Genomic DNA, 18,904 nt, shown 5'->3' on the forward strand with positions numbered 1-18,904 from the left:
ACGGATTGACAGGATTCCCTATGTCGCTTCTTTCACCGATCGGCTCACTGCTCGGCGCTGCCAGCAGCACGTCCACCAGCGCGGCCATGGCCGCTGCGGCGAACGCCAAACCGTTCTCGCAAACCCTGCAGCAGAGCATCGACCTGCAAAACAACACGGCCGCGCAGCGTGCGAGCAAGCCGCCGGCTTCTTCGTCCGCTTCTTCGTCTTCGTCTGCTTCCTCGTCGGCTTCGGCCTCTTCGTCGAGCGTGCATGACGCGCCGCCGCCGCCCGATCCGTCGACCGGGAGCGCGGATGCCGCGAGCAGCAACGCCAAGAACAGCAACGCGTCGAGTTCGCCCTCATCGGGCTCGTCGTCCGCTTCGGCGTCGGGCTCGTCGTCGGCTTCGTCGTCCAGTGCGCAGCAGGCTTCGACCGACAGGACCAATGCGACGCCGTCGAAGTCCGGCAACGCGACCACGCAGACCGACGCGGGCACGGCCGCGGCAGCTGCCGCCGCGCAGGCTCAAGCCCAGGCCCAGATTCAGGCTCAAGTGCAGGCCAATGCGAACAGCGCCACCGATCCGGCGACGGCTGACCCGGCCGCGGCACTGACTGACGCTGCGACCACGCAGACCGGCGCGGATGGGACGACAAGCGCCACGGGCAAAAAGACTGACGCGACCGATCCGAAGTCGGCGCAGGACGCTTTGCAGGCGGCGCTGGCCGCGCTGGCGAACGGCCAGGGCACGGTTCCGGCGCAGGCGCTGGCAAGTGGCGCGGCGGCGAACGCAGCGACGACGGCAAGCGGTCTGGGTACGGGCGCGAACAATGGACTCAACGGATCGGCGGGCGGCAAGACGCTTGCGGCGGGATTGTTTGGCGACGGCAAGGGATCGACTGCCGGCAAGGCGGCATTGACGGCGGCGGCCACGACGATGGCGGATCCGTCGGCGGCGGCGAAAACTGCGGCTGATGCGCTGAGCGCGACGACTGCTGGTGGTGCGCAGGCTAGCGATCTGACGTCCTTCAAGAGTGCGGCCGATGCCGCGACGGCGGCACTGGCAGCCGGCCAGGCTGCCGCGGGTGCCGCGAGTACGGCGGCGGCCGTGCAGACGACGGGTAACGCCGGTGCTGCGGAAGTGGCGAACACGTTGTCGCCGCAGGTGGGCACGACGGACTGGGAAGACGCGTTGAGTCAGAAGGTGGTGTTTTTGTCGAATGCGCATTCGCAGAGCGCCGAGCTGACTTTGAATCCGAAGGATTTGGGGCCGTTGCAGGTTGTGTTGCAGGTTGCCGATAACCATGCCCATGCGTTGTTTGTTTCGCAGCACCAGCAGGTGCGGGAAGCTGTCGAGGCAGCGTTGCCGAAGCTTCGCGAGGCGATGGAGTCCAACGGGATTGGGTTGGGGAGCGCTAGTGTTAGCGATGGGTTTGCCCGGCAGGGCGGGCAGCAGCAGAGTTCGGGTTCGGGTTCGGGGCGTTCTGGTGGCAGCGGGGCTGCGGGGTCTTTTGCCGGTGGCGCTGGTTCGGATTCTTCTGGTTCCGTTGTCGCTAATGTTGCCGTGCGGCGGCAGGTGGGGTTGGTGGATACGTTTGCTTAATGTCGGTTTTTGCCTCTGGCGGGGTTGGTTGTTGTTTGCCTACGGCGTTGCCTTTTGCTTGATTTGTTTGCCTTCGCGGTGCTTGTCTGTATGCCTGCGGCGTTGGCCTTTCCTTGAATTCTTATTGGTTTATTAGCGTCGCCCCTGTGCGGGGCAGCACCTACTTTTCTTTGCCTGCCGCAAAGAAAAGTAGGCAAAAGAAAGCGGCTCAAACCGCCAGCTCATAAGCGGGTCCCTTGGCTTGGAGAGGGTAGTGGTGCATCTGGAATCTGTGTCCTCGCACACTCCGCGTTAGTGACAAAGGTGTCATTCGCTCCCACTCCGCACTGCGTGCGTCGCGGACCGGTCTGCATGGGAAACCTTGGGGCTTCGGTTACGCGCAGCGGGAGCCATCGGCTTCGCCTCGGCGAGGCGCCGAATGCGCAAACACGATGGAATTCTGGAAGTGCCCCAAACCGAGTGCAGCAGGATCCCGAAAACGCAACAGGCGGTTTGATGAAATACCCTTCGGCGCGCGCAGCGCCGCCGGAAGTATGACGCCCTTGTCACTCACGCCGAATGTGCGAGAGCACGGATTCCAGATGCACCACTACCTCCTCCAAGCCAGGGGACCCGCTTAAGAATTAGCGGTTTGAGCCGCTTTCTTTTGCCTACTTTTCTTTGCGGCAGGCAAAGAAAAGTAGGTGCTGCCCCGCACAGGGGCGACGCTAATAAACCAATAAGAATTCAAGGAAAGGCCAACACCACAGGCATACAGACAACCAATCGCCACCCGAACAACCAAATCAATCAAATTGCAACGCCGTAGGCAAACAACAACACCCCCCGCCAGCGGCAAAAAAACCCCAAACCCCAAACCAAAAAACAAACCCCGCCTGAAAGGCAAAAACCAGAGATAGCCCTCAATAACCCTTCTTTTCGACCCATCGCGCCGCAGGCAAATAAACAACAATCACCCTCACCAGCACTAAAGGCAAGCAAAGCAAACCTCATGGCAACCACGACCGCAAACCAGCAAGCCGCGCCCGCTTCCCCGGGCCCCTTGAAGCGCATCATCCTGATCGCCCTCATCGCGATCGTCGCCGCAGGCGCTGCCGGCGCGGGTGTGTGGTTCTTCATGTCCCAACGCAGCCCCGCCCCCGCCTCGGCAGCAACCCCCACCGCACCAGCGCCTTTAGCCGTGCCGCTTTTCTTCCCGCTCGAATCGATGACAGTCAACCTGCAATCGGACGACGGTCAGCAACACTTCCTGCGAATCGGCCTGACACTCAAGCTCAGCGACCCGAAAACCCAGCAGGAACTCTCCGACCATATGCCGGAAGTGCGCAGCCGCATCCTCCTCGCACTTTCGAATAAACACCCGGAAGAACTCGCGCCGCTCGAAGGCAAACGCGCGCTGGCCACCGAGCTCCAGACGCTGATCGAACAGCCGACCGATAAGGGCGCCGCCCCGATCCACGTCCAGGACGTGCTGTTCACCGAATTCGTCGTGCAGTGAACCCATTTCACGCCGCCATCATTAACCGCCGGACGCACGAGGAATAAGGAATGGGCCACGAAGAGTTCATGTCCCAGGAGGAGGTCGATGCCCTCCTCAAGGGCGTCACCGGCGAGTCCGACTCGGAATCCGAGCAGGCCGCACATACAGGCGTACGCCCGTACAACATCGCGACGCAGGAACGCATCGTCCGCGGCCGGATGCCCGGTCTTGAAATCATCAACGACCGCTTCGCGCGTCTGTTGCGCGTCGGTATCTTCAACTTCATGCGGCGCTCGGCGGAAATCTCCGTCGGTCCGGTGAAGGTAGTGAAGTACAGCGAATTCACCCGCAACCTGCCGATCCCGACCAACCTGAACCTGGTCCATGTGAAGCCGTTGCGTGGCACGTCGCTGTTCGTGTTCGACCCGAATCTGGTGTTCTTCGTGGTCGACAACCTGTTCGGCGGCGACGGGCGTTTCCATACCCGCGTCGAAGGCCGCGATTTCACGGCAACCGAGCAGCGCATCATCATGAAACTGCTCAATCTCACGTTCGAACACTACGCGACGTCGTGGAAAAGCGTGCGCCCGCTGCAGTTCGAATTCGTGCGCTCGGAAATGCACACGCAGTTCGCCAACGTGGCGACGCCGAACGAAATCGTCATCGTCACGCAGTTCTCGATCGAATTCGGCACGACGGGCGGCACGCTGCACATCTGCATGCCGTATTCGATGATCGAACCGATCCGCGACATTCTCTCGTCGCCGATCCAGGGCGAGGCGCTGGAAGTCGACCGCCGCTGGGTTCGCGTGCTGTCGCAACAGGTGCAGGCAGCGGAAGTGGAACTGACCGCCGATCTCGCACAGGTGCCGGTCACGTTCGAACAGATCCTGAACATGCGCAAGGGCGATGTTCTGCCGATCAACATCCCCGAACACATCACGGCGAAAGTCGATGGCGTACCGGTGATGGAATGCGGCTACGGAATTTTCAATGGTCAGTACGCGTTGCGGGTCCAGAAAATGATCAGCGCAGCCGAAACGATGAAGGATGGTGGATATGAGTGACCTGAACGCAAAGACTGAGGCAGAACTGGCCGCCAGCGAGCCGCTGCTGGCCGCCGACGCAGCCAGCGCCGAAGACGACGCGGCGATGGCCGACTGGGCCAGCGCGCTGGCCGAACAGAACGACAACACGGAAGTCAGCGCGACCACGGCCGGCGTGTTCCAGCCGCTCTCGAAGGTCGAGTCGACCTCGACGCGCAACGACATCGACATGATCCTGGACATCCCTGTCCAGATGACCGTCGAACTCGGCCGCACCAAGATCGCGATCCGCAACCTGCTGCAACTCGCACAGGGCTCGGTCGTGGAACTGGACGGCATGGCGGGTGAACCGATGGACGTGCTGGTCAACGGCTGCCTGATTGCCCAGGGCGAAGTGGTGGTCGTGAACGACAAGTTCGGTATCCGTCTGACCGACATCATCACGCCGTCCGAACGCATCCGGAAGTTGAATCGATGACACGCGTTGCCGGTCGCGCCATGCTGCATGCGTCGCGCAGTGTTCTCAATCGCGCCCTGCCCGCAGCAACGACAGCGATGGCAACGACGACAACCACGGCAGCGGCCGCCTCGGCGCTGATGGTCGCGCTAACCTCGGTGGCGGCATTCACGCCATCGCCCGCGCACGCAGCCGACATGAACGCGGTCAACAACGCCGCGAAAATCGCGTCGGGTGTGGGTGCAGGCACGGCCGTTCCGGCGCTCGGCGTTGGCGCGGTGTTGCAAACCATCGTCGGCCTGCTGGTCGTGATCGGCCTGGTGTTCGCCTGCGCATGGCTCGCGCGCCGCTTCGGCTTGCAACCGGCGAACCGCGGCGGCCTCGTGAAGACGATCGGCGGCGCCTCGCTCGGTGGCAAGGAGCGGGTCGCCGTGGTGGAGATCGGCGATACGTGGCTCGTGCTCGGCACCGCGCCCGGCAATGTGCGTCTGCTGCACACAATGCCCGCCGGTTCAGCCTCGGTCGATCCGGTCGGCGGCACGCAATCCGGCGCGCCGGCCGCACCCGGCGCGGCGTTGCCCGGCACCTTCGGCCAACGCTTTCGCGACGCTTTGAAAGGCGAAATGGGCAAACGTTTCAATGGGCAAGGCAGCGGGGATCGTTAATGCAGTTCAGTCTTCAATCAGCGCAATCGGTGCAATCGGTGCAATCAGCGCAATCGGTGCAGTCAGCGCGTTATCCGCACACCACCAGCAAGTCAAGCGCCACCTCGAAAGTCATCGCCGTGCTGCGCCGTGTCGCGCCGGTCATGCTGCCGGCACTGATGCTCGCGCTGCCGACGCTGTCGTTCGCACAAACCGCCGGTTTGCCGGCCTTCAATACGAGTCCGGGCCCGAACGGCGGCACGACCTACTCGCTGAGCGTGCAGACCATGCTGCTGCTCACGATGCTGTCGTTCCTGCCGGCGATGGTGCTGATGATGACAAGCTTCACGCGCATCATCATCGTGTTGTCGCTGCTGCGTCAGGCGCTCGGCACGACCAGCACGCCGCCGAATCAGGTGCTGGTCGGTCTCGCCCTGTTTCTCACGCTGTTCGTGATGTCTCCGGTACTCGACAAAGCCTATAACGACGGCTACAAACCGTTCTCCGAAGGCTCGATGCCGATGGAGACCGCCGTCAACCGAGGCCTCGCGCCGTTCAAGACATTCATGCTGCGCCAGACCCGCGAAAGCGATCTCGCCTTGTTTGCCCGCATCTCGCACGCGGCGCCGATGCAAGGTCCGGAAGACGTGCCGCTATCGCTCCTGGTGCCGTCGTTCGTGACCAGCGAACTGAAGACGGGCTTCCAGATCGGCTTCACGATTTTCATCCCGTTCCTGATCATCGACATGGTGGTGGCGAGCGTGCTGATGTCGATGGGGATGATGATGGTGTCGCCCGCCACCATCTCGTTGCCATTCAAACTGATGCTGTTCGTGCTTGTCGACGGTTGGCAGTTGCTGCTCGGCTCGCTCGCGCAGAGCTTCGTCTAACCGGGTCACCTGGCTAAGTCACTCAACCCTTCACGCTTCCGGTACTACGCCATGAATCAGGAATCCGTCATGACGCTCGCGCACCAGGCCATGTATGTCGGCCTGCTGCTTGCCGCGCCGTTGCTGCTGGTCGCGCTGGTGGTCGGTCTGGTGGTGAGCCTGTTCCAGGCCGCTACACAGATCAATGAAACCACGCTCTCGTTCATTCCGAAGCTGCTCGCGATCGCGATCACCATGGTGATCGCCGGTCCGTGGATGTTGACGACCATGCTCGACTATCTGCGCCAGACGCTCACCAACATCCCGTCGCTGGTCAACTGAGCGCGGCCCCGGCCTCCACCCGGCGCTTCCGCTCCTCTTCCGCACTGCCATGTTCTCCGTCACCTACGCACAACTGAACACCTGGCTGACGGCGTTCCTGTGGCCGTTCGTGCGGATTCTCGCGCTGGTGGCGACCGCGCCGGTGCTCGGCAACCGCTCGCTGCCGACACGCGTGAAGATCGGTCTCGCGGCCTTCATCACGATCATCGTCGCACCCACGCTCGGCGCGCTGCCACAGGCCACCGTGTTTTCCGCCGAAGGCGTGTGGATCATCGTCAACCAGTTCCTGATCGGCATCGCGCTCGGCATGACGATGCAGATCGTTTTTCAGGCGATCAGCGCCACCGGCGATTTCGTCGGTCTGGGTATGGGTCTCGGTTTCGCGACCTTCTTCGACGCGCAGGCGAGCAGTTCGAGCCAGGTGCTGTCGAGCTACATGAACACCATTGCCATGCTGGTGTTTCTGGTGATCGACGGCCATCTGCAGATGATCAGCGCGCTGCTGGCCACCTTCCAGTCCGTCCCGGTGTCGGCGAACATTCTGGGCGCACCCGGCTGGCGCACCCTCGCGAATTTCGGCAGCACGGTGTTTTCGGCGGGGCTGCTGCTGTCGCTGCCGGTGGTCGTGGCGCTCCTGATCACCAACCTCGCGCTCGGCATCCTGAACCGCGCCGCGCCGCAAATCGGCGTATTCCAGATCGGCTTTCCGCTGACGATGCTGATCGGCATGCTGCTCCTGCAGCTGATGATCCCGAACATGATTCCGTTCTTCATGCGCCTGTTCGACGTCGGCCTCGATCAGATGGGACGTGTGGCGGCCGGGTTGAAGTAGCACGGCTTCCAGCGCCGCGACTGGCGCTTCACATGAATCGCGCCGCGCGTGCATCGCTCACGCCTGTTGGCCACGCATCGGCCACCCAAAACAAAAAAGGACGGAACCGGCTCACACCGGCTTCCGCCCTTTCCCGTTTCTGACTACTTGCCCGATCAGTTCAGGTACTGGAACAGCGACACGCTCTGAATCTTCACGAACGCCTGCTGTGCCGCTTGCAGCGCGTTTTGCGTCATCGTGTACTTGCCGATCGTCTTGGCCATGTCGGTCTGGGTCAGATCCGCCAGGTTGCTCGCCGTCTGCAACGTGTTGGTCTGCGTGACCGTCTGCAACGCTTGTACTTGCTGCTCGCGGCCACCCACCGCCGCCTGCGCGGTCACGACGTTGTTCATCGTGTTTTCGAGCTGGGTCATGCTGGTGGTCAGCGCGCTCTGGAAGCTGGCCGTCGAAGCGCCGCCGGACAGCGGCGATTGCAGCGTCGTGATCAACTGGCTCAGATTGGCGAACACATCCATGCTGCCTTGCGTGGCCGGCGTCACGGAAAAGCTGTCGCCCGCGTTCGGCGCGCCAGTGATGTTCACCGTCTGGCCGCCAAGCGTGATCGCCGAGCCGGCCGTAAACGGTTGCGGCGCGCTCGTGGTCGGCGCCCCGCTCGGCGGGGTCTGGGTCACCGTGTAGGTGGTCGCCGACGTGAAGTTGATCGCGTACGTATCCGCATTGGCCGGATTGGTCGGGTTCGTCAGGCTCACGGTGCTGATCACGCCAGTGCCCGTGTTGGCGGCTGTCGCGGCCGGCACCGAGCTAGTACCGATCGCTGCCACGCTGCCGAAGATCGCGATACCGTTGTCGCCGGTCTGAATCGTGTGCGACGACGTGATCTGCATGGAAGGCGTACCGGTGTCGCCCGAATAGCTCACGACGCCGGCCGCGTTGGTGGTGTACGGCGTCGCGGTGGTTTGATAACCACCGAACAAGGCATTGCCCTGCGGATCGGTCGCATTGGCGAGCGTCATCAACTGGCTGCGCAAGCTCTGCAATTGCGTCGCGATCGAACCGCGGTCGCCGTTGTTCAGCGAACCGTCGCCGGCGCTCAGCACCAGCGTGTGAATGCTCTGCAGCACGGTATTGACACTGCCTAGCGTCGAATCTTCCTGTTGCAGCGAAGAGAGTGCTGAGCCCTGGTTGGTCGTGTACTGCGACAGGCTCGTCGCCGTCGAGCTCAACAGCACCGCCTGCGCCGCGCCGAGCGGATTGTCCGACGGCGTGGAGAGGCTGACACCGCTCGAGATCTGTTGATACAACTGCGACAACTGAGCTTGCTGATCGCTCATCGTCGCCACGTTCATGTTGAAGTACTGCGTACTGGAGATGCGCATGTTCAACGCCTCACTGGAGAATGCCAAGTATCGTCTGGAACAGGGTCTGCGCAGTCTGGATGACCTTGCTGTTCGCCTGATAGAGCTGCTGATACTGAAGCAGGTTGGCTGCTTCTTCGTTGATGTTCACGCCCGAGACCGACTGCTGCGCGGTGGTGATCTGCGTCACCAGCGAGGTCTGCGCCGTACTCGAAGTCTGAATCTGATTGGTCTGGTTCCCGATCTGGTTGACGTAGTTCGCATACGCGCCCGTCAGCGTGACCGTGCCGCCCGCCAGTGCCTTCGCCGCGGAGAGGTTCGACAGCGCCAACGCATTGCGGCCGTCGTTGCTCGCGCCGGTGTTCGGGCCGATGGTGAACGTGTCGCCGGCAGCCGGTGCGCCGCTGATCGTCACCGAGACGTTGTTCATCTGGCCCAAGGTCGGGTTGGTGATCGTCAGCGCCGCGCCTGTGGCCGACGAATACGGCACCACGGTCGCCGCAGTGGCGATCGGGTAAGAGGTGGGGGGCGAGCCCGCTACCGTCACCGTCGAACCGGCCGGGAAGCCGGAGAGACCCGCGCCGTTGTATGACAGCGTGGTGGTCGCATTCGGCATCGTGTAACCGGCCGACACCGTGCCTTGCGTGATCGTGCCGGTGCCGGTATTGCTCGACGTTGCCGCCCCGAGCACCGGTGCCGCAGCAGCAATCGCCGACGGGTCCGTGGTCGCGGTGTTGAAGCTGTTCAGCGCGCCGCGGGTCGGTTCGACCGTGAACGAGTCGCCGGCGTTCATCGTGCCGGTGGTCGAGAAATTCAGGCCGTTGATCGGCTGGGTCAGATTGGTCGCCGAGCCCACCACGCTGCCGGTCGAATTGTCGGTCAGCGTGTAGCTGGTGCCGTTATAAGCCAGCGTGTAATCGCCGGTGGTCGGCTGCGCGGGATTCGCGAACGAGACGTTCAGCGACGCGTTGCCGGTGTTTTTCGTATTCGCGTAGACGGTCGGGCCACCCACCGAAAATAGCGCGCCGCCCTGGGCGCCGGCGAGCGTGATGCCAAGGCCGTTCTGCGCGTTGACCTGCGCGGAAAAGCTCACCGCAATCGCGCCGAGTTGCGCTTCGGACGGATCGAGCGTCTGGCTGCGGAACGCCAGCAGGCCGCCGAGTGTGCCACCCGTAACCTTGCTGTCGGGCAGGTTTTGCGGTGCGGCGGCCGGGTTCGCGCCGGCCTGGCCGAGATACTGCACCGACAGTTCGCTGCTGTCGCCCGTCGAAGGCGCCGTGCCCAGGTTGTAGCTATTGGTGGACGACACGAGCGGCTGGCCGTTGCCCATGAACACGCTGTAGCTGCCGTTGGTGTTCACGACATTCACGCCGATCAGTTGCGACAGGTTCGACACGGCCTGGTCGCGCTGATCCATCAGCTGGTTCGGCGGCTGACCTTGCGTGCTGGCCTGGGAGATCTGCCCGTTCAACTGGGCGATCTGCTGCGTGTAGCTGTTGATTTGCGAAACGGTGTTGCTGAGCTGCGTGTTGACGCTCTGGCGCATCGCGTCGTATTGCTGACCCGCGGCATTGATCTGGTTGACGAGCGTCTGCGCGCCGCTTATCGCGCCCTGGCGGGTGGACAGGCTGGAGGCGTTGTTCGAGACGTTCTGCAAACCGGTGAAGTAGCTGGTGATCGCACTTGCAATGCCGGCTGTCGGGCTACCGACAAGATTGTTCAGCTGCGAGATCATCGTGTTGTACGCCGACAGCGAACTGCCCGAGCTCTGCGCATTGTTCAGCTCGGTGGTCAGATACTGGCTGTACTGGCGCGTCACGGTCACAGTCGAGACACCCTGCGGCAGATAGCCGGAGCCGGTGTACTGGCCGCCGGTTTCCGCATAGACCGGCGTTTCGATCGTGTAGCCCGGCGTCGACGCGTTGCTGATGTTCTGGCCGGTCGTCGTGAGTCCCCACTGGGCTGCGTTCAGTCCACTGAGTCCGAGATTGATGAGGTTGCTCGACATGCGTCATCCTGAAGGGCGACACCGACCACTTGCCGCCGCGTTACTTGAACAGTCTGTTTAACGGCCCTCGCGAGGAAAAATTGAGGGCCATTCCGATGTGTGTTCGACGTTTGTTTCAACGTTTGCGAGGCGCGTGCCACAAGGCTTTTCTGCTTGTCTCTGCTGGTCTCTACTGGTCAGCGCACCAGCGAGCGGCGCTTCATTTCAAGTTGCGTAATCAGACGTTGCAGCGTGTTTTCGGCGCTGCCCGGCAGCGTGAGAAAACGGAAACCGAGTTGATAGCGCTGCGTGCCGTTCGGCAACGCAGTGGAGCGGTGCGACACCAGTTGCAGGTCGAGCGAAAGGCGGCCGAGCCCGCCGAGCGACAGTTCGCAATCCTGCAGGCGCGTGCCCATCGGTAATTCGGCCACGCGTACATCCGTGGTACGCATGCCGACGCCGCCGAGCGACAAATCGTGCACTTCGAAGCGGAACGTGTCGCCTTCGGGCAAACGGCCGCTGCACATATACGGATCGAGAATCGGCGCATCGACACGGAAATACTCGCGGCGCTGAACGTAGAACAGCACCTCGGGGAAGTTGACCTCGAATGCGGGCAGGCCTTCGTAGCGGGTTTCGCGCGGCGTGCCGGTCGCGAACTCGACGCGCACGCCGTCAGGCGATGCATGGAACTGGCAGCGCGGTGCGCCCAATAAGCCTTTGTTCTGGTCGGAGAGCGCGCCCCAATCGAACGTGAAGGTGCGCCCGCGCACGTCGACATCGAGCAGGCGCGTCACGAGCTGACCGCCCGCATATTCAACGGTGAGGAAATCGCCGCGATTAACGAGGTTGCGTAACTGAACGCCGATCTCCAGCGGATTGCGACGGCCGAAATCAGGTGCGCTTTCGTCTAGCGTGGCGTGCGACTGGCCGGGTGCGTCGGTCTGGCCGTGCGACTGGGTAGTATCCATAGGCTTGCCGGTATGCATGTTCTTGCGGGCGCGTGCCAGGGCTCCTGCCGGGGCTTTCGCGCGGTCTTCATCGAAGCCGCAGCACGCGCATTCAACCGGACATTACAACGCTTTCCGGTATCGGGTCTAACTGATTAGCGGCAGCATTCGGCCAAAATTTAGGGGCCTGTAATGAAATATTTGCCGCAAACGTTAAAACACCGATATGTCGCCAGTGAAATCCGGTCACATCGAATACCGGCGGCAATCACGCCGGTTATGCGGGTGGACCGGCCGCCCGTAGGCAGCCGGCCTCGTCCGTCTTGTTATGCACCTGGCCCCGTCGCGTGCATACATTATTCGAGAAAATCAAACCGCATAAACTGACCGGCTGCGCGGTCGAATGCAAGTGCGCATCTGCCGCGCACTTGCATTAACGGCAATCAGCCCATTTTCTGCATGATGGACATCAGTTTTTTCGCGTAATGCGGATCGGTCGCGTAACCCGCGCGCTGCATGCCATTGGCAAAGCCATTCACGTCATGCGCGGAGTTGATCACCTGCGCATAACGCGGGTTGCCCTTCAGCAGGCTCGCGTAGTCGGTCATCGCTTCCTGATACGAGTCGTATGCACGGAATTTTTCGACGGTGCGCTGCGGCTTGCCGTTCACATATTCGGTCGTGACCGTCGAGACGGTCTTGCCGGTCCAGTCCCTGGTCGCCTTGATGCCGAACACGTTGTGGCTGGGCGATCCGTCCGACTTCTTGATCTCGCTCTTGCCCCAGCCCGATTCGAGCGCGGCCTGGCCGATGATGAAGCGCGCCGGAATGCCGGTTGCCGCGCTGGCGGCTTGCGCCGGCGCGGCGAGCTTGTCGACGAAGGCGTCGACCTTCGGCGAGCTGCCGTCGCCCTTGATCGGCGGAGTCAGTGCGCTGTTGGCCGAGTAGCCCTTGCCCATCGCCAGTTGGCCGTTGGCCTGCGCGTTGCCATAGGCCTTCGCGAGCGCGTTCAGCGCCGCGGTCTGGCCTTCGTCGCCGCCGCTGCCACTGCCACTGCCACCACCCAGCGCATTGGCCATGCCGGCAAGGCCACCGCCTGCGCCGTTCGCGCCGCTCACCTGCATACCCTGATTGCGCATCATCTGCTTGAGCATCGCGTCAGCCACGCCGATGCCCTTCTGCGACATCTGTTGCGACAACTGCTGATCCATCATCGACGTGAAAGTGGCACTGTCGTGCGAATCGAACGGACCGTCCTGCGGCGTCGCATCGCGCATGCTTTTCAGCATCATCTGGGTGAACACCGCGTCGAACTGCTGCGCGGCCATCTTCATACCGGCTTGCGGCGAAGCCTTGGCCTGCGCGCTCAATTTGCCGAAGCCCTGCACGTCGAGCGCGAAGCGCTGGGTCAGGTCGTTCGCCGCGCTGGCCGAATTGGTCGTATCCGAATTCATCCTGTTTCTTCCTTAGATGATTTCCAGGTCGGCGCGCAGAGCACCCGCCGCTTTCATGGCCTGCAGGATCGACATCAGATCCGCAGGCGTCGCACCCAGTGCGTTGAGCCCCTTGACCACTTCGGCGAGGTTCGCGCCGGCGGTCACCATTTTCAGTGCGCCGTTGTCCTGCTTCATCTGAATCTGCGACTGCTTGGCCACCACCGTCTGGCCGTTCGAGAACGCACCCGGCTGACTCACCACCGGCTGCGTATTGATCACCACCGACAGATTGCCGTGCGCCACCGCGCAGCTTTGCAGCGTGACCATCTGGTTCATCACGATCGAACCGGTGCGCGCGTTCAGGATCACCTTCGCGGCGGCTTGCGCTGGCCTCACGTCGAGGTTCTGCAATTGCGCCATGAAGGCGACCTGCTGCTCCGGATCGGCCGGCGCGTGCAGTTGAATCGTGCGGCCGTCGAGCGCCGTGGCCGTGCCACCGCCGAACGCGTTGTTCACCGCGGCCACCACGCGCTGCGTGGTGTCGTAGTCCATCTCATTGAGGTCGAGCTGCATGGTGCCCGCTTGCGATACCGAGGTGGGCACCGCGCGTTCGACGATCGCTCCGCCGGCGACGCGGCCCGCGTTGAGTGTGTTCACCTGCACCTTGCTGCCGTTCGCGCTCGCGCCGGCGCCGCCGACCGCCACGTTGCCCTGGCTGAGTGCATACACCTGGCCGTCCGCGCCCTTCAGCGGCGTGAGCAGCAGCGTGCCGCCGCGCAGGCTCTTCGAATTGCCGAGCGACGACACGGTCACGTCGATCGCTTCGCCGGGACGCGCGAAGGGCGGCAACACCGCCGTCACCATCACGGCCGCGACGTTCTTCAACTGAATGTTGGACAGCGACGACTGCTGATTGCTCGAGCCCGCCGCCTGGTTGTTGATCGAGATGCCGAGGTTCGCCAGCATGTTGGCGAGCGTCTGCGTGGTGAACGGCGTTTGCGTGGTCTGGTCGCCCGTGCCGTCGAGACCGACGACGAGGCCGTAGCCGATCAGCGGGTTGTCACGCACGCCCTGAATCTGCACGAGGTCCTTCAGACGTTCGGCATAAGCGGGCGTCGACACCGGCAAGGCCGCGCAGGCGAGCGCGAGCAAAGCCACGGCACGGCCGAGCTGAACGAGCCGCGTGAACCGGCTGGGGCGGCTGAGGTGGCCGGAACGAAAGAAGACGGTACGCATGATCACCACGGCGACACGTTAAGGAAGAAGCGTTGCAACCAGCCCATGTTCTCGGCTTCGTTGAGATAGCCCTTCGCGGAGTATTCGATTTTCGCGTCGGCCACCTGGGTCGAGTACACGGCATTCAGGTTGGAAATCGTGTTCGGATTCACCACGCCGGAGAAGCGCACAAACTCATCGCCCTGGTTAATCAGCATCTGCTTTTCGCCGCTCACCATCAGATTGCCGTTCGGCAGCACGCCCGTCACCGTCACGGTGATGGTGCCGTTGAAGGTGTTCGACGCGTTCGCGCCGCCGGTGCCGGCGAACCCGTTGGAGCCAGTCGCGCTCAGGTTGGTCTTACCGAACAGCCCACCGAGGAAGCCCGCGGTCGGCACGCTGAAGTTCGTGTTCCCCGAGCGATTCGCGTTGGCGCCCGAGGACTTCGTCGCGTTGACGTTTTCCTGAATCACGATCGTCAGGATGTCGCCGACATTGCGCGGCCGCTGGTCTTCGAACAACGGCCGGCCCGCGTAACCCGGATTGAAAATCGAGCCCGGCGACTGCGCTTGCGGCGGCATCGGCGGGACGGCCGTCATCGGCTGCTGGGTGATCGGCTGCTTCGGCACGAGGCCGCAGCCGCCAAGCGCCGCGAGCAGCGTGAGCTGCACGAGCGCCTGAGCGGTGCGCGAATGAACCGGATTGCGAGTGAAGTGCGACATCTTGGTAACGCCTCTTAATTCCCAGTCCCCAAGCCTTAAACCTGCATCTGGCTGAGGGTCTGCAGCATCTGGTCGGACGTTGTCACGGCCTTGCTGTTGATTTCGTAAGCGCGCTGCGTCTGGATCATGTTCACCAGTTCCTGCACCACATTCACGTTCGATGCTTCCACGTAACCCTGATTGAGCGTGCCGGCGCCGTTCAGGCCCGGTTGCGCGACATTCGGCGCACCCGACGAAGCGGTTTCCGAGAACAGGTTCTCACCCTTCGCGTCCAGACCGGCCGGGTTGATGAAGGTGGCAACCTGCATCGAGCCGAGTTGCTGGCTGTTGGTCGAGCCGGCCACGGTGATCGACACCACGCCGTCGCTGCCGATGGTCAGCGAGGTCGCGTTGTTCGGAATCGTGATGGCCGGAATCACCTGATAGCCGCTCGACGTGACGAGCTGGCCTTGCGCGTTGGTCTGGAACGAACCGTCACGCGTGTAGGCGGTCGTGCCGTCGGGCATCTGCACCTGGAAAAAGCCCTGACCGTTGATGGCGACGTCTTTCGAGTTGCCGGTCTGCTGCAGGTTGCCCTGCGTGTACAGACGCTCGGTGGCGACCTGCTGCACGCCGGTGCCGAGCTGGATACCGGACGGCAGTTCGGTTTGCTGCGTCGAGTTCGCACCCGGCTGACGGATGGTCTGGTACAGCAGATCCTCGAACACCGCGCGCGAGCCCTTGAAGCCATTGGTGCTCACGTTCGCGAGGTTGTTCGAAATCACGTCCATCTGCGCCTGTTGCGCATTCATGCCGGTAGCGGCGATATAGAGTGAGCGATTCACTATTCTTCTCCTGTGTCGATTGGAGTTGGCGCTTTAGCGCTTACTCCGATCCCATGCAACTTGTTTGCTGTGCCTGGGCATCCCGTTAGCTAAAGCTGAGCAGCTGGTTGGCCGACTGGTCGTTCTTGTCCGCGCTTTCCAGCAGCTTGGTCTGCATCTGGAACTGACGGGCGTTGGTGATCATCGAAACCATCGCGCTGACCGGATTCACGTTGCTGCCTTCGAGCGAAGCCGGCGCCAGCGTGACGGCCGGATCGGCGTCGGCGGCATTGCCGTCAGCGGTGCGAAACAGGCCGTCGTCGCCGCGCGTCATGGTTTGCGGATCCGGATTCACCAGCTTCAGCTGATCGACCGTCACCACGGCAGTCGGCGGATCGCCCGGCGTCAGCGCGGACACCGTGCCGTCCTTGCCGATGGTGATTTCCGCACCCGGCGGCACCGATACCGGACCGCCGTTGCCGAGCACCGTCTGGTTCATGGCGTTCACCAGTTGCCCGTTCTCGTCGACGTGCAGATTGCCGGCGCGCGTATAAGCCTCGTTGCCGTCGGCGGTTTGCACCGCCAGCCAGCCCGGACCCTGAATCGCCACGTCGAGCGGGTTGCCCGTCTGCTGGATCGGCCCCGGCGTATAGTCGGCGCCCGGCGTCGACGACAGCACGAAGGTGCGCGTGGTGTTGTCGTTGATCGAACTGCCGTCGCCGAATGCCATCGGCACGGCGCGGAAAGTCGCAAGCTGCGCGCGAAAGCCGGTAGTCGAAGCGTTCGCGAGATTGTTGGCAACGATTGCCTGCTGTTCGAGCGCTTGCGTGCTGCCCGACATCGCGGTGTAGATCAGCCGATCCATGATGGGTTAGTCCCGGTCGCTTACAGGTTGATCAGGGTCTGGTCGACGGTCTGCTGCGTCTTGATCGTCTGCGCGTTCGCCTGATAGTTGCGTTGCGCGGTGATCAGGTTCACCAGTTCGCTCGTCAGGTCGACGTTCGAGTTTTCCACTGCGCCGCCTTGCAGCACGCCGTGATTGGTCGAACCCGGCGCGGAGATCTGCGCGACGCCCGATTGTGACGTTTGCTGGAACTCGTTGTTGCCGAGGTTCACGAGACCGTTCTGGTTCGAGAAGTTCGCGAGCACCACCTGTCCGAGTGCCGAGGTTTGCTGGTTCGAGTAGTTGCCGGTCAGCGTGCCGTCGGCGCCGATCGTGAAGCTGGTCAGCGTGCCGGCCGCGTAGCCGTCGGGCTGCAGCGAGTTCACACCGTCCTTGCCGCCGTACTGCGTCGTGCCGCCGATGTTCAGCGTGAGGTTCTGCGGCGTCGACGAACCGTCGGTGGTCGGAATGCCAAAGTTGAAGACGAACGGCGTGGTCGTGGCCGCACCGGCCGCGTCAGTCGTGCCGAGCAGCGTGCCCGACGAATTGAAGTTCGCGTGGCCAACCAGGTTCGCGGTGCCGGTCGACGTGCCCGCGTACACGTTCCACGTGCCCGCCGAGGTTTTGGCAAAGTACATATTGACCGTCTGCGAGCCGCCGAGCGAATCGTAGACCGTCGTGCTGGTCGAGTAGTTGTACGTCGACGAGCTGTTCTGGTTGAACGCAACCGGGGTCGGCTTGATCGTGTAGCTGTCGCCGGCCGCCGGCGCGCCGCCGTTGAACGTGATGGTCTGGCCGTTGCCGAGCTGGATCGCCGTGCCGGCGGTGTACGTAGCAGGAGCGCTCGCCGGTGTGCCGGCCGTGGTGTCGGTTACCGTGTAGGTGGTCGGGGTTGGGAACGAGACAGTGTAATTGTCGTTGTTCGTGCCCGACGCGGTGTTCGTGATGTTCGCGACAGGGGGCGTGAGCGTGCCGGTGTTTGCGGGGTTGGCCGTCGCAACCGGCGTGCCCAACATCAGCGGATCCTGCGCGTTCAGGTTCAGGCCCGCGACGATCTTGGTGGTGGCCTGCGGCGCGATGTTCGCGGTCGGCACGCTGAGCGGCACGGTTTGCGCGGTGTTGATGATGCCCGAGCTGTTCGCGGCGTAGCCCATCAGTTGCAGGCCTTGCGCATTGGTGATGTTGCCGTTCTTGTCGAGCTGGAACACGCCGTTGCGCGAGTACACCAGCGAGCCGTTGTTCGACAGCTGGAAGAAGCCGTTGCCGTTGATCGCGACGTCGAGCGCCTGGTTCGTGCTGGTGATCGTGCCTTGCGAAAACTGCTGCTGCACTTCGGAGAGCTTGGTGCCGATACCGACCTGGTTGCCCACCGCGGTCGCCACCGAATTGGCGTACATGTCGGCGAATTGTGCCGCGCCGCTCTTGAAGCCAACCGTATTCGCGTTGGCGATATTGTTGCCGATCACGTCGAGGTCGCTCGACGACGCTGACAAACCACTCAAACCTTGTTGGTAACCCATAACGGTCTCCGTATCTGGAAAGTCGTAACTGACTGAATCTGAATCAGAGGATGGCGGCGACGCTGGTCAGCCCCACGGTCGTGCCGTTCGACAGCACGAGGCCCGGCGTACCGTTGCTCTGCGAGACGACGCTTTGCACCGTCGCGCCCGCGAGCGTCGTGGCCGTGGCCTGCTGACCGTTGATCGTGCCGACCGCGCTGATCGTGTAGGTGCCGTCGGGCAACGTATTGCCCGCCGTGTCGGTCGGCGTCCAGCCCACCGGGATCGTGCCGGCTGACTGCTTGCCAAGGTCGATCGTGTTGACGATCGTGCCCGCTGAGTTCTTCACGACCACCTGCAGGTCGCCCACCGAGTTGGCGAGCTGCACGCCAAACGAGCTGGCCTTGCCGCTCGCGACCGTCACCGAGCTGCCCGGCGCGAGCACGGTCGAGCCGATCAAGAGCGCGGCTTGCGACTGCTGGCCTGCCGACATCTGCGTGGCGAGCGAGGTGAGGGTCGTGTTCAGCTGGCTGATGCCCGACACCGTGTTGATCTGCGCCAGCTGCGAGGTCATCTGCGAGCTGTCCATCGGATTGGTCGGATCCTGGTTCTTCAACTGCGCGACGAGCAATTGCAGGAAGGTGTTCTGCAGATCGGTCGCCGAGGTGCCCGACGTGCTGCCGCTCGAGCTCGTGGCGCTGGTCGCGCTCTTGGTGCTGCTCGTGCCGTTCATCGTATCGAGCAGCGTTTGCGACACGTTCGTACCGTTGCTGCCGATGGTGGTGTTGGTGGTCAAGGAGT

Annotated in this window: 19 protein-coding genes; 8 read left to right on the top strand and 11 right to left on the bottom strand. The window is 62.9% G+C overall.

The window, feature by feature from the left end:
- The first annotated feature begins 20 nt into the window (after positions 1 to 20).
- Positions 21 to 1,583, top strand: a complete 1,563-nt coding sequence (locus tag KHO23_RS18985; RefSeq protein ID WP_211612763.1) for a flagellar hook-length control protein FliK — start codon at positions 21 to 23, stop codon at positions 1,581 to 1,583.
- 789 nt (positions 1,584 to 2,372) lie between these two features.
- Here the strand turns inward: KHO23_RS18985 and KHO23_RS18990 are convergent.
- Positions 2,373 to 2,639, bottom strand: coding sequence for a hypothetical protein (locus KHO23_RS18990; protein ID WP_211612934.1), 267 nt, complete (start codon positions 2,637 to 2,639; stop codon positions 2,373 to 2,375).
- Here KHO23_RS18990 and fliL point away from each other — a divergent pair.
- Genes fliL through fliR form a run of 7 tightly spaced genes read left to right on the top strand, consistent with a single transcriptional unit; the run spans position 2,575 to position 7,253 of the window.
- Positions 2,575 to 3,081 (top strand): flagellar basal body-associated protein FliL, encoded by a 507-nt coding sequence (fliL, locus tag KHO23_RS18995; RefSeq protein WP_211612765.1) that lies wholly within the window; start codon positions 2,575 to 2,577, stop codon positions 3,079 to 3,081. The genes KHO23_RS18990 and fliL overlap by 65 nt on opposite strands.
- A gap of 50 nt (positions 3,082 to 3,131) precedes the next feature.
- A complete protein-coding gene (gene fliM / locus KHO23_RS19000) occupies positions 3,132 to 4,130 on the top strand; it encodes a flagellar motor switch protein FliM (protein WP_211612767.1) in 999 nt (332 codons plus the stop codon).
- Positions 4,123 to 4,587 (top strand): flagellar motor switch protein FliN, encoded by a 465-nt coding sequence (gene fliN, locus KHO23_RS19005; protein WP_211612769.1) that lies wholly within the window; start codon positions 4,123 to 4,125, stop codon positions 4,585 to 4,587. Before fliM ends, fliN begins: the two co-directional genes overlap by 8 nt.
- Positions 4,584 to 5,231: a flagellar biosynthetic protein FliO gene (fliO, locus tag KHO23_RS19010; protein ID WP_211612771.1), complete on the top strand. Its 648-nt coding sequence runs from the start codon at positions 4,584 to 4,586 to the stop codon at positions 5,229 to 5,231. The genes fliN and fliO overlap by 4 nt, the downstream gene beginning before the upstream one ends.
- Positions 5,231 to 6,100 carry a flagellar type III secretion system pore protein FliP gene (gene fliP, locus KHO23_RS19015; RefSeq protein ID WP_211612779.1) on the top strand — a complete coding sequence of 290 codons (870 nt, stop codon included), beginning with the start codon at positions 5,231 to 5,233 and terminating at the stop codon, positions 6,098 to 6,100. The genes fliO and fliP overlap by 1 nt, the downstream gene beginning before the upstream one ends.
- 51 nt (positions 6,101 to 6,151) lie before the next feature.
- Positions 6,152 to 6,421 (top strand): flagellar biosynthesis protein FliQ, encoded by a 270-nt coding sequence (gene fliQ, locus KHO23_RS19020; RefSeq protein ID WP_028198519.1) that lies wholly within the window; start codon positions 6,152 to 6,154, stop codon positions 6,419 to 6,421.
- 49 nt (positions 6,422 to 6,470) lie between these two features.
- Positions 6,471 to 7,253 (top strand): flagellar biosynthetic protein FliR, encoded by a 783-nt coding sequence (fliR, locus tag KHO23_RS19025; protein ID WP_211612780.1) that lies wholly within the window; start codon positions 6,471 to 6,473, stop codon positions 7,251 to 7,253.
- 155 nt (positions 7,254 to 7,408) lie between these two features.
- On the opposite strand, the gene flgL is transcribed toward fliR, so the two are convergent.
- The 10 genes from flgL to KHO23_RS19075 form a co-directional block, all read right to left on the bottom strand.
- Positions 7,409 to 8,629, bottom strand: a complete 1,221-nt coding sequence (gene flgL, locus KHO23_RS19030; protein WP_211612781.1) for a flagellar hook-associated protein FlgL — start codon at positions 8,627 to 8,629, stop codon at positions 7,409 to 7,411.
- Positions 8,630 to 8,639: 10 nt separating this feature from the next.
- Positions 8,640 to 10,616 (bottom strand): flagellar hook-associated protein FlgK, encoded by a 1,977-nt coding sequence (flgK, locus tag KHO23_RS19035; protein ID WP_211612782.1) that lies wholly within the window; start codon positions 10,614 to 10,616, stop codon positions 8,640 to 8,642.
- 176 nt (positions 10,617 to 10,792) lie between these two features.
- Positions 10,793 to 11,566 carry a flagellar brake protein gene (locus tag KHO23_RS19040; protein ID WP_211612788.1) on the bottom strand — a complete coding sequence of 258 codons (774 nt, stop codon included), beginning with the start codon at positions 11,564 to 11,566 and terminating at the stop codon, positions 10,793 to 10,795.
- A 422-nt stretch (positions 11,567 to 11,988) separates the two neighbouring features.
- Positions 11,989 to 12,999 (bottom strand): flagellar assembly peptidoglycan hydrolase FlgJ, encoded by a 1,011-nt coding sequence (gene flgJ / locus KHO23_RS19045; RefSeq protein WP_211612799.1) that lies wholly within the window; start codon positions 12,997 to 12,999, stop codon positions 11,989 to 11,991.
- 12 nt (positions 13,000 to 13,011) lie between these two features.
- The gene (locus tag KHO23_RS19050; RefSeq protein ID WP_236066921.1) at positions 13,012 to 14,217 is read right to left on the bottom strand and encodes a flagellar basal body P-ring protein FlgI; all 1,206 of its coding nucleotides are present in this window, start codon (positions 14,215 to 14,217) and stop codon (positions 13,012 to 13,014) included.
- A gap of 2 nt (positions 14,218 to 14,219) precedes the next feature.
- The gene (gene flgH, locus KHO23_RS19055; protein ID WP_211612801.1) at positions 14,220 to 14,918 is read right to left on the bottom strand and encodes a flagellar basal body L-ring protein FlgH; all 699 of its coding nucleotides are present in this window, start codon (positions 14,916 to 14,918) and stop codon (positions 14,220 to 14,222) included.
- A 35-nt stretch (positions 14,919 to 14,953) separates the two neighbouring features.
- Entirely contained in the window at positions 14,954 to 15,742 is a 789-nt protein-coding gene (flgG, locus tag KHO23_RS19060; RefSeq protein WP_211612803.1) for a flagellar basal-body rod protein FlgG, read from the bottom strand.
- A gap of 85 nt (positions 15,743 to 15,827) precedes the next feature.
- The gene (gene flgF / locus KHO23_RS19065) at positions 15,828 to 16,586 is read right to left on the bottom strand and encodes a flagellar basal-body rod protein FlgF (RefSeq protein ID WP_120297132.1); all 759 of its coding nucleotides are present in this window, start codon (positions 16,584 to 16,586) and stop codon (positions 15,828 to 15,830) included.
- A 20-nt stretch (positions 16,587 to 16,606) separates the two neighbouring features.
- On the bottom strand, positions 16,607 to 18,124 hold the full coding sequence (locus tag KHO23_RS19070) for a flagellar hook protein FlgE (protein WP_211612804.1): 1,518 nt from the start codon (positions 18,122 to 18,124) through the stop codon (positions 16,607 to 16,609).
- A 43-nt stretch (positions 18,125 to 18,167) separates the two neighbouring features.
- Entirely contained in the window at positions 18,168 to 18,899 is a 732-nt protein-coding gene (locus KHO23_RS19075) for a flagellar hook assembly protein FlgD (RefSeq protein ID WP_211612806.1), read from the bottom strand.
- Between the last annotated feature and the right edge of the window lie 5 nt (positions 18,900 to 18,904).

The sequence above is a fragment of the Paraburkholderia haematera genome (genome assembly GCF_905220975.1).
GTDB classification, from domain to species: domain Bacteria; phylum Pseudomonadota; class Gammaproteobacteria; order Burkholderiales; family Burkholderiaceae; genus Paraburkholderia; species Paraburkholderia haematera.

Bases quoted from the DNA above. Each gene is read 5' to 3' on its own strand.
- KHO23_RS18985 (WP_211612763.1), top strand. From the start codon at position 21: ATGTCGCTTCTTTCACCGATCGGCTCACTGCTCGGCGCTGCCAGCAGC.
- fliP (WP_211612779.1), top strand. From the start codon at position 5,231: ATGCAGTTCAGTCTTCAATCAGCGCAATCGGTGCAATCGGTGCAATCA.
- KHO23_RS19050 (WP_236066921.1), bottom strand. From the start codon at position 14,217: ATGCGTACCGTCTTCTTTCGTTCCGGCCACCTCAGCCGCCCCAGCCGG.
- KHO23_RS18990 (WP_211612934.1), bottom strand. From the start codon at position 2,639: ATGATGCGCTTCAAGGGGCCCGGGGAAGCGGGCGCGGCTTGCTGGTTT.
- fliO (WP_211612771.1), top strand. From the start codon at position 4,584: ATGACACGCGTTGCCGGTCGCGCCATGCTGCATGCGTCGCGCAGTGTT.
- fliL (WP_211612765.1), top strand. From the start codon at position 2,575: ATGGCAACCACGACCGCAAACCAGCAAGCCGCGCCCGCTTCCCCGGGC.
- flgL (WP_211612781.1), bottom strand. From the start codon at position 8,629: ATGCGCATCTCCAGTACGCAGTACTTCAACATGAACGTGGCGACGATG.
- fliN (WP_211612769.1), top strand. From the start codon at position 4,123: ATGAGTGACCTGAACGCAAAGACTGAGGCAGAACTGGCCGCCAGCGAG.
- fliQ (WP_028198519.1), top strand. From the start codon at position 6,152: ATGAATCAGGAATCCGTCATGACGCTCGCGCACCAGGCCATGTATGTC.
- flgF (WP_120297132.1), bottom strand. From the start codon at position 16,586: ATGGATCGGCTGATCTACACCGCGATGTCGGGCAGCACGCAAGCGCTC.
- flgJ (WP_211612799.1), bottom strand. From the start codon at position 12,999: ATGAATTCGGATACGACCAATTCGGCCAGCGCGGCGAACGACCTGACC.
- fliR (WP_211612780.1), top strand. From the start codon at position 6,471: ATGTTCTCCGTCACCTACGCACAACTGAACACCTGGCTGACGGCGTTC.
- fliM (WP_211612767.1), top strand. From the start codon at position 3,132: ATGGGCCACGAAGAGTTCATGTCCCAGGAGGAGGTCGATGCCCTCCTC.
- flgK (WP_211612782.1), bottom strand. From the start codon at position 10,616: ATGTCGAGCAACCTCATCAATCTCGGACTCAGTGGACTGAACGCAGCC.
- flgH (WP_211612801.1), bottom strand. From the start codon at position 14,918: ATGTCGCACTTCACTCGCAATCCGGTTCATTCGCGCACCGCTCAGGCG.
- KHO23_RS19070 (WP_211612804.1), bottom strand. From the start codon at position 18,124: ATGGGTTACCAACAAGGTTTGAGTGGTTTGTCAGCGTCGTCGAGCGAC.
- KHO23_RS19040 (WP_211612788.1), bottom strand. From the start codon at position 11,566: ATGGATACTACCCAGTCGCACGGCCAGACCGACGCACCCGGCCAGTCG.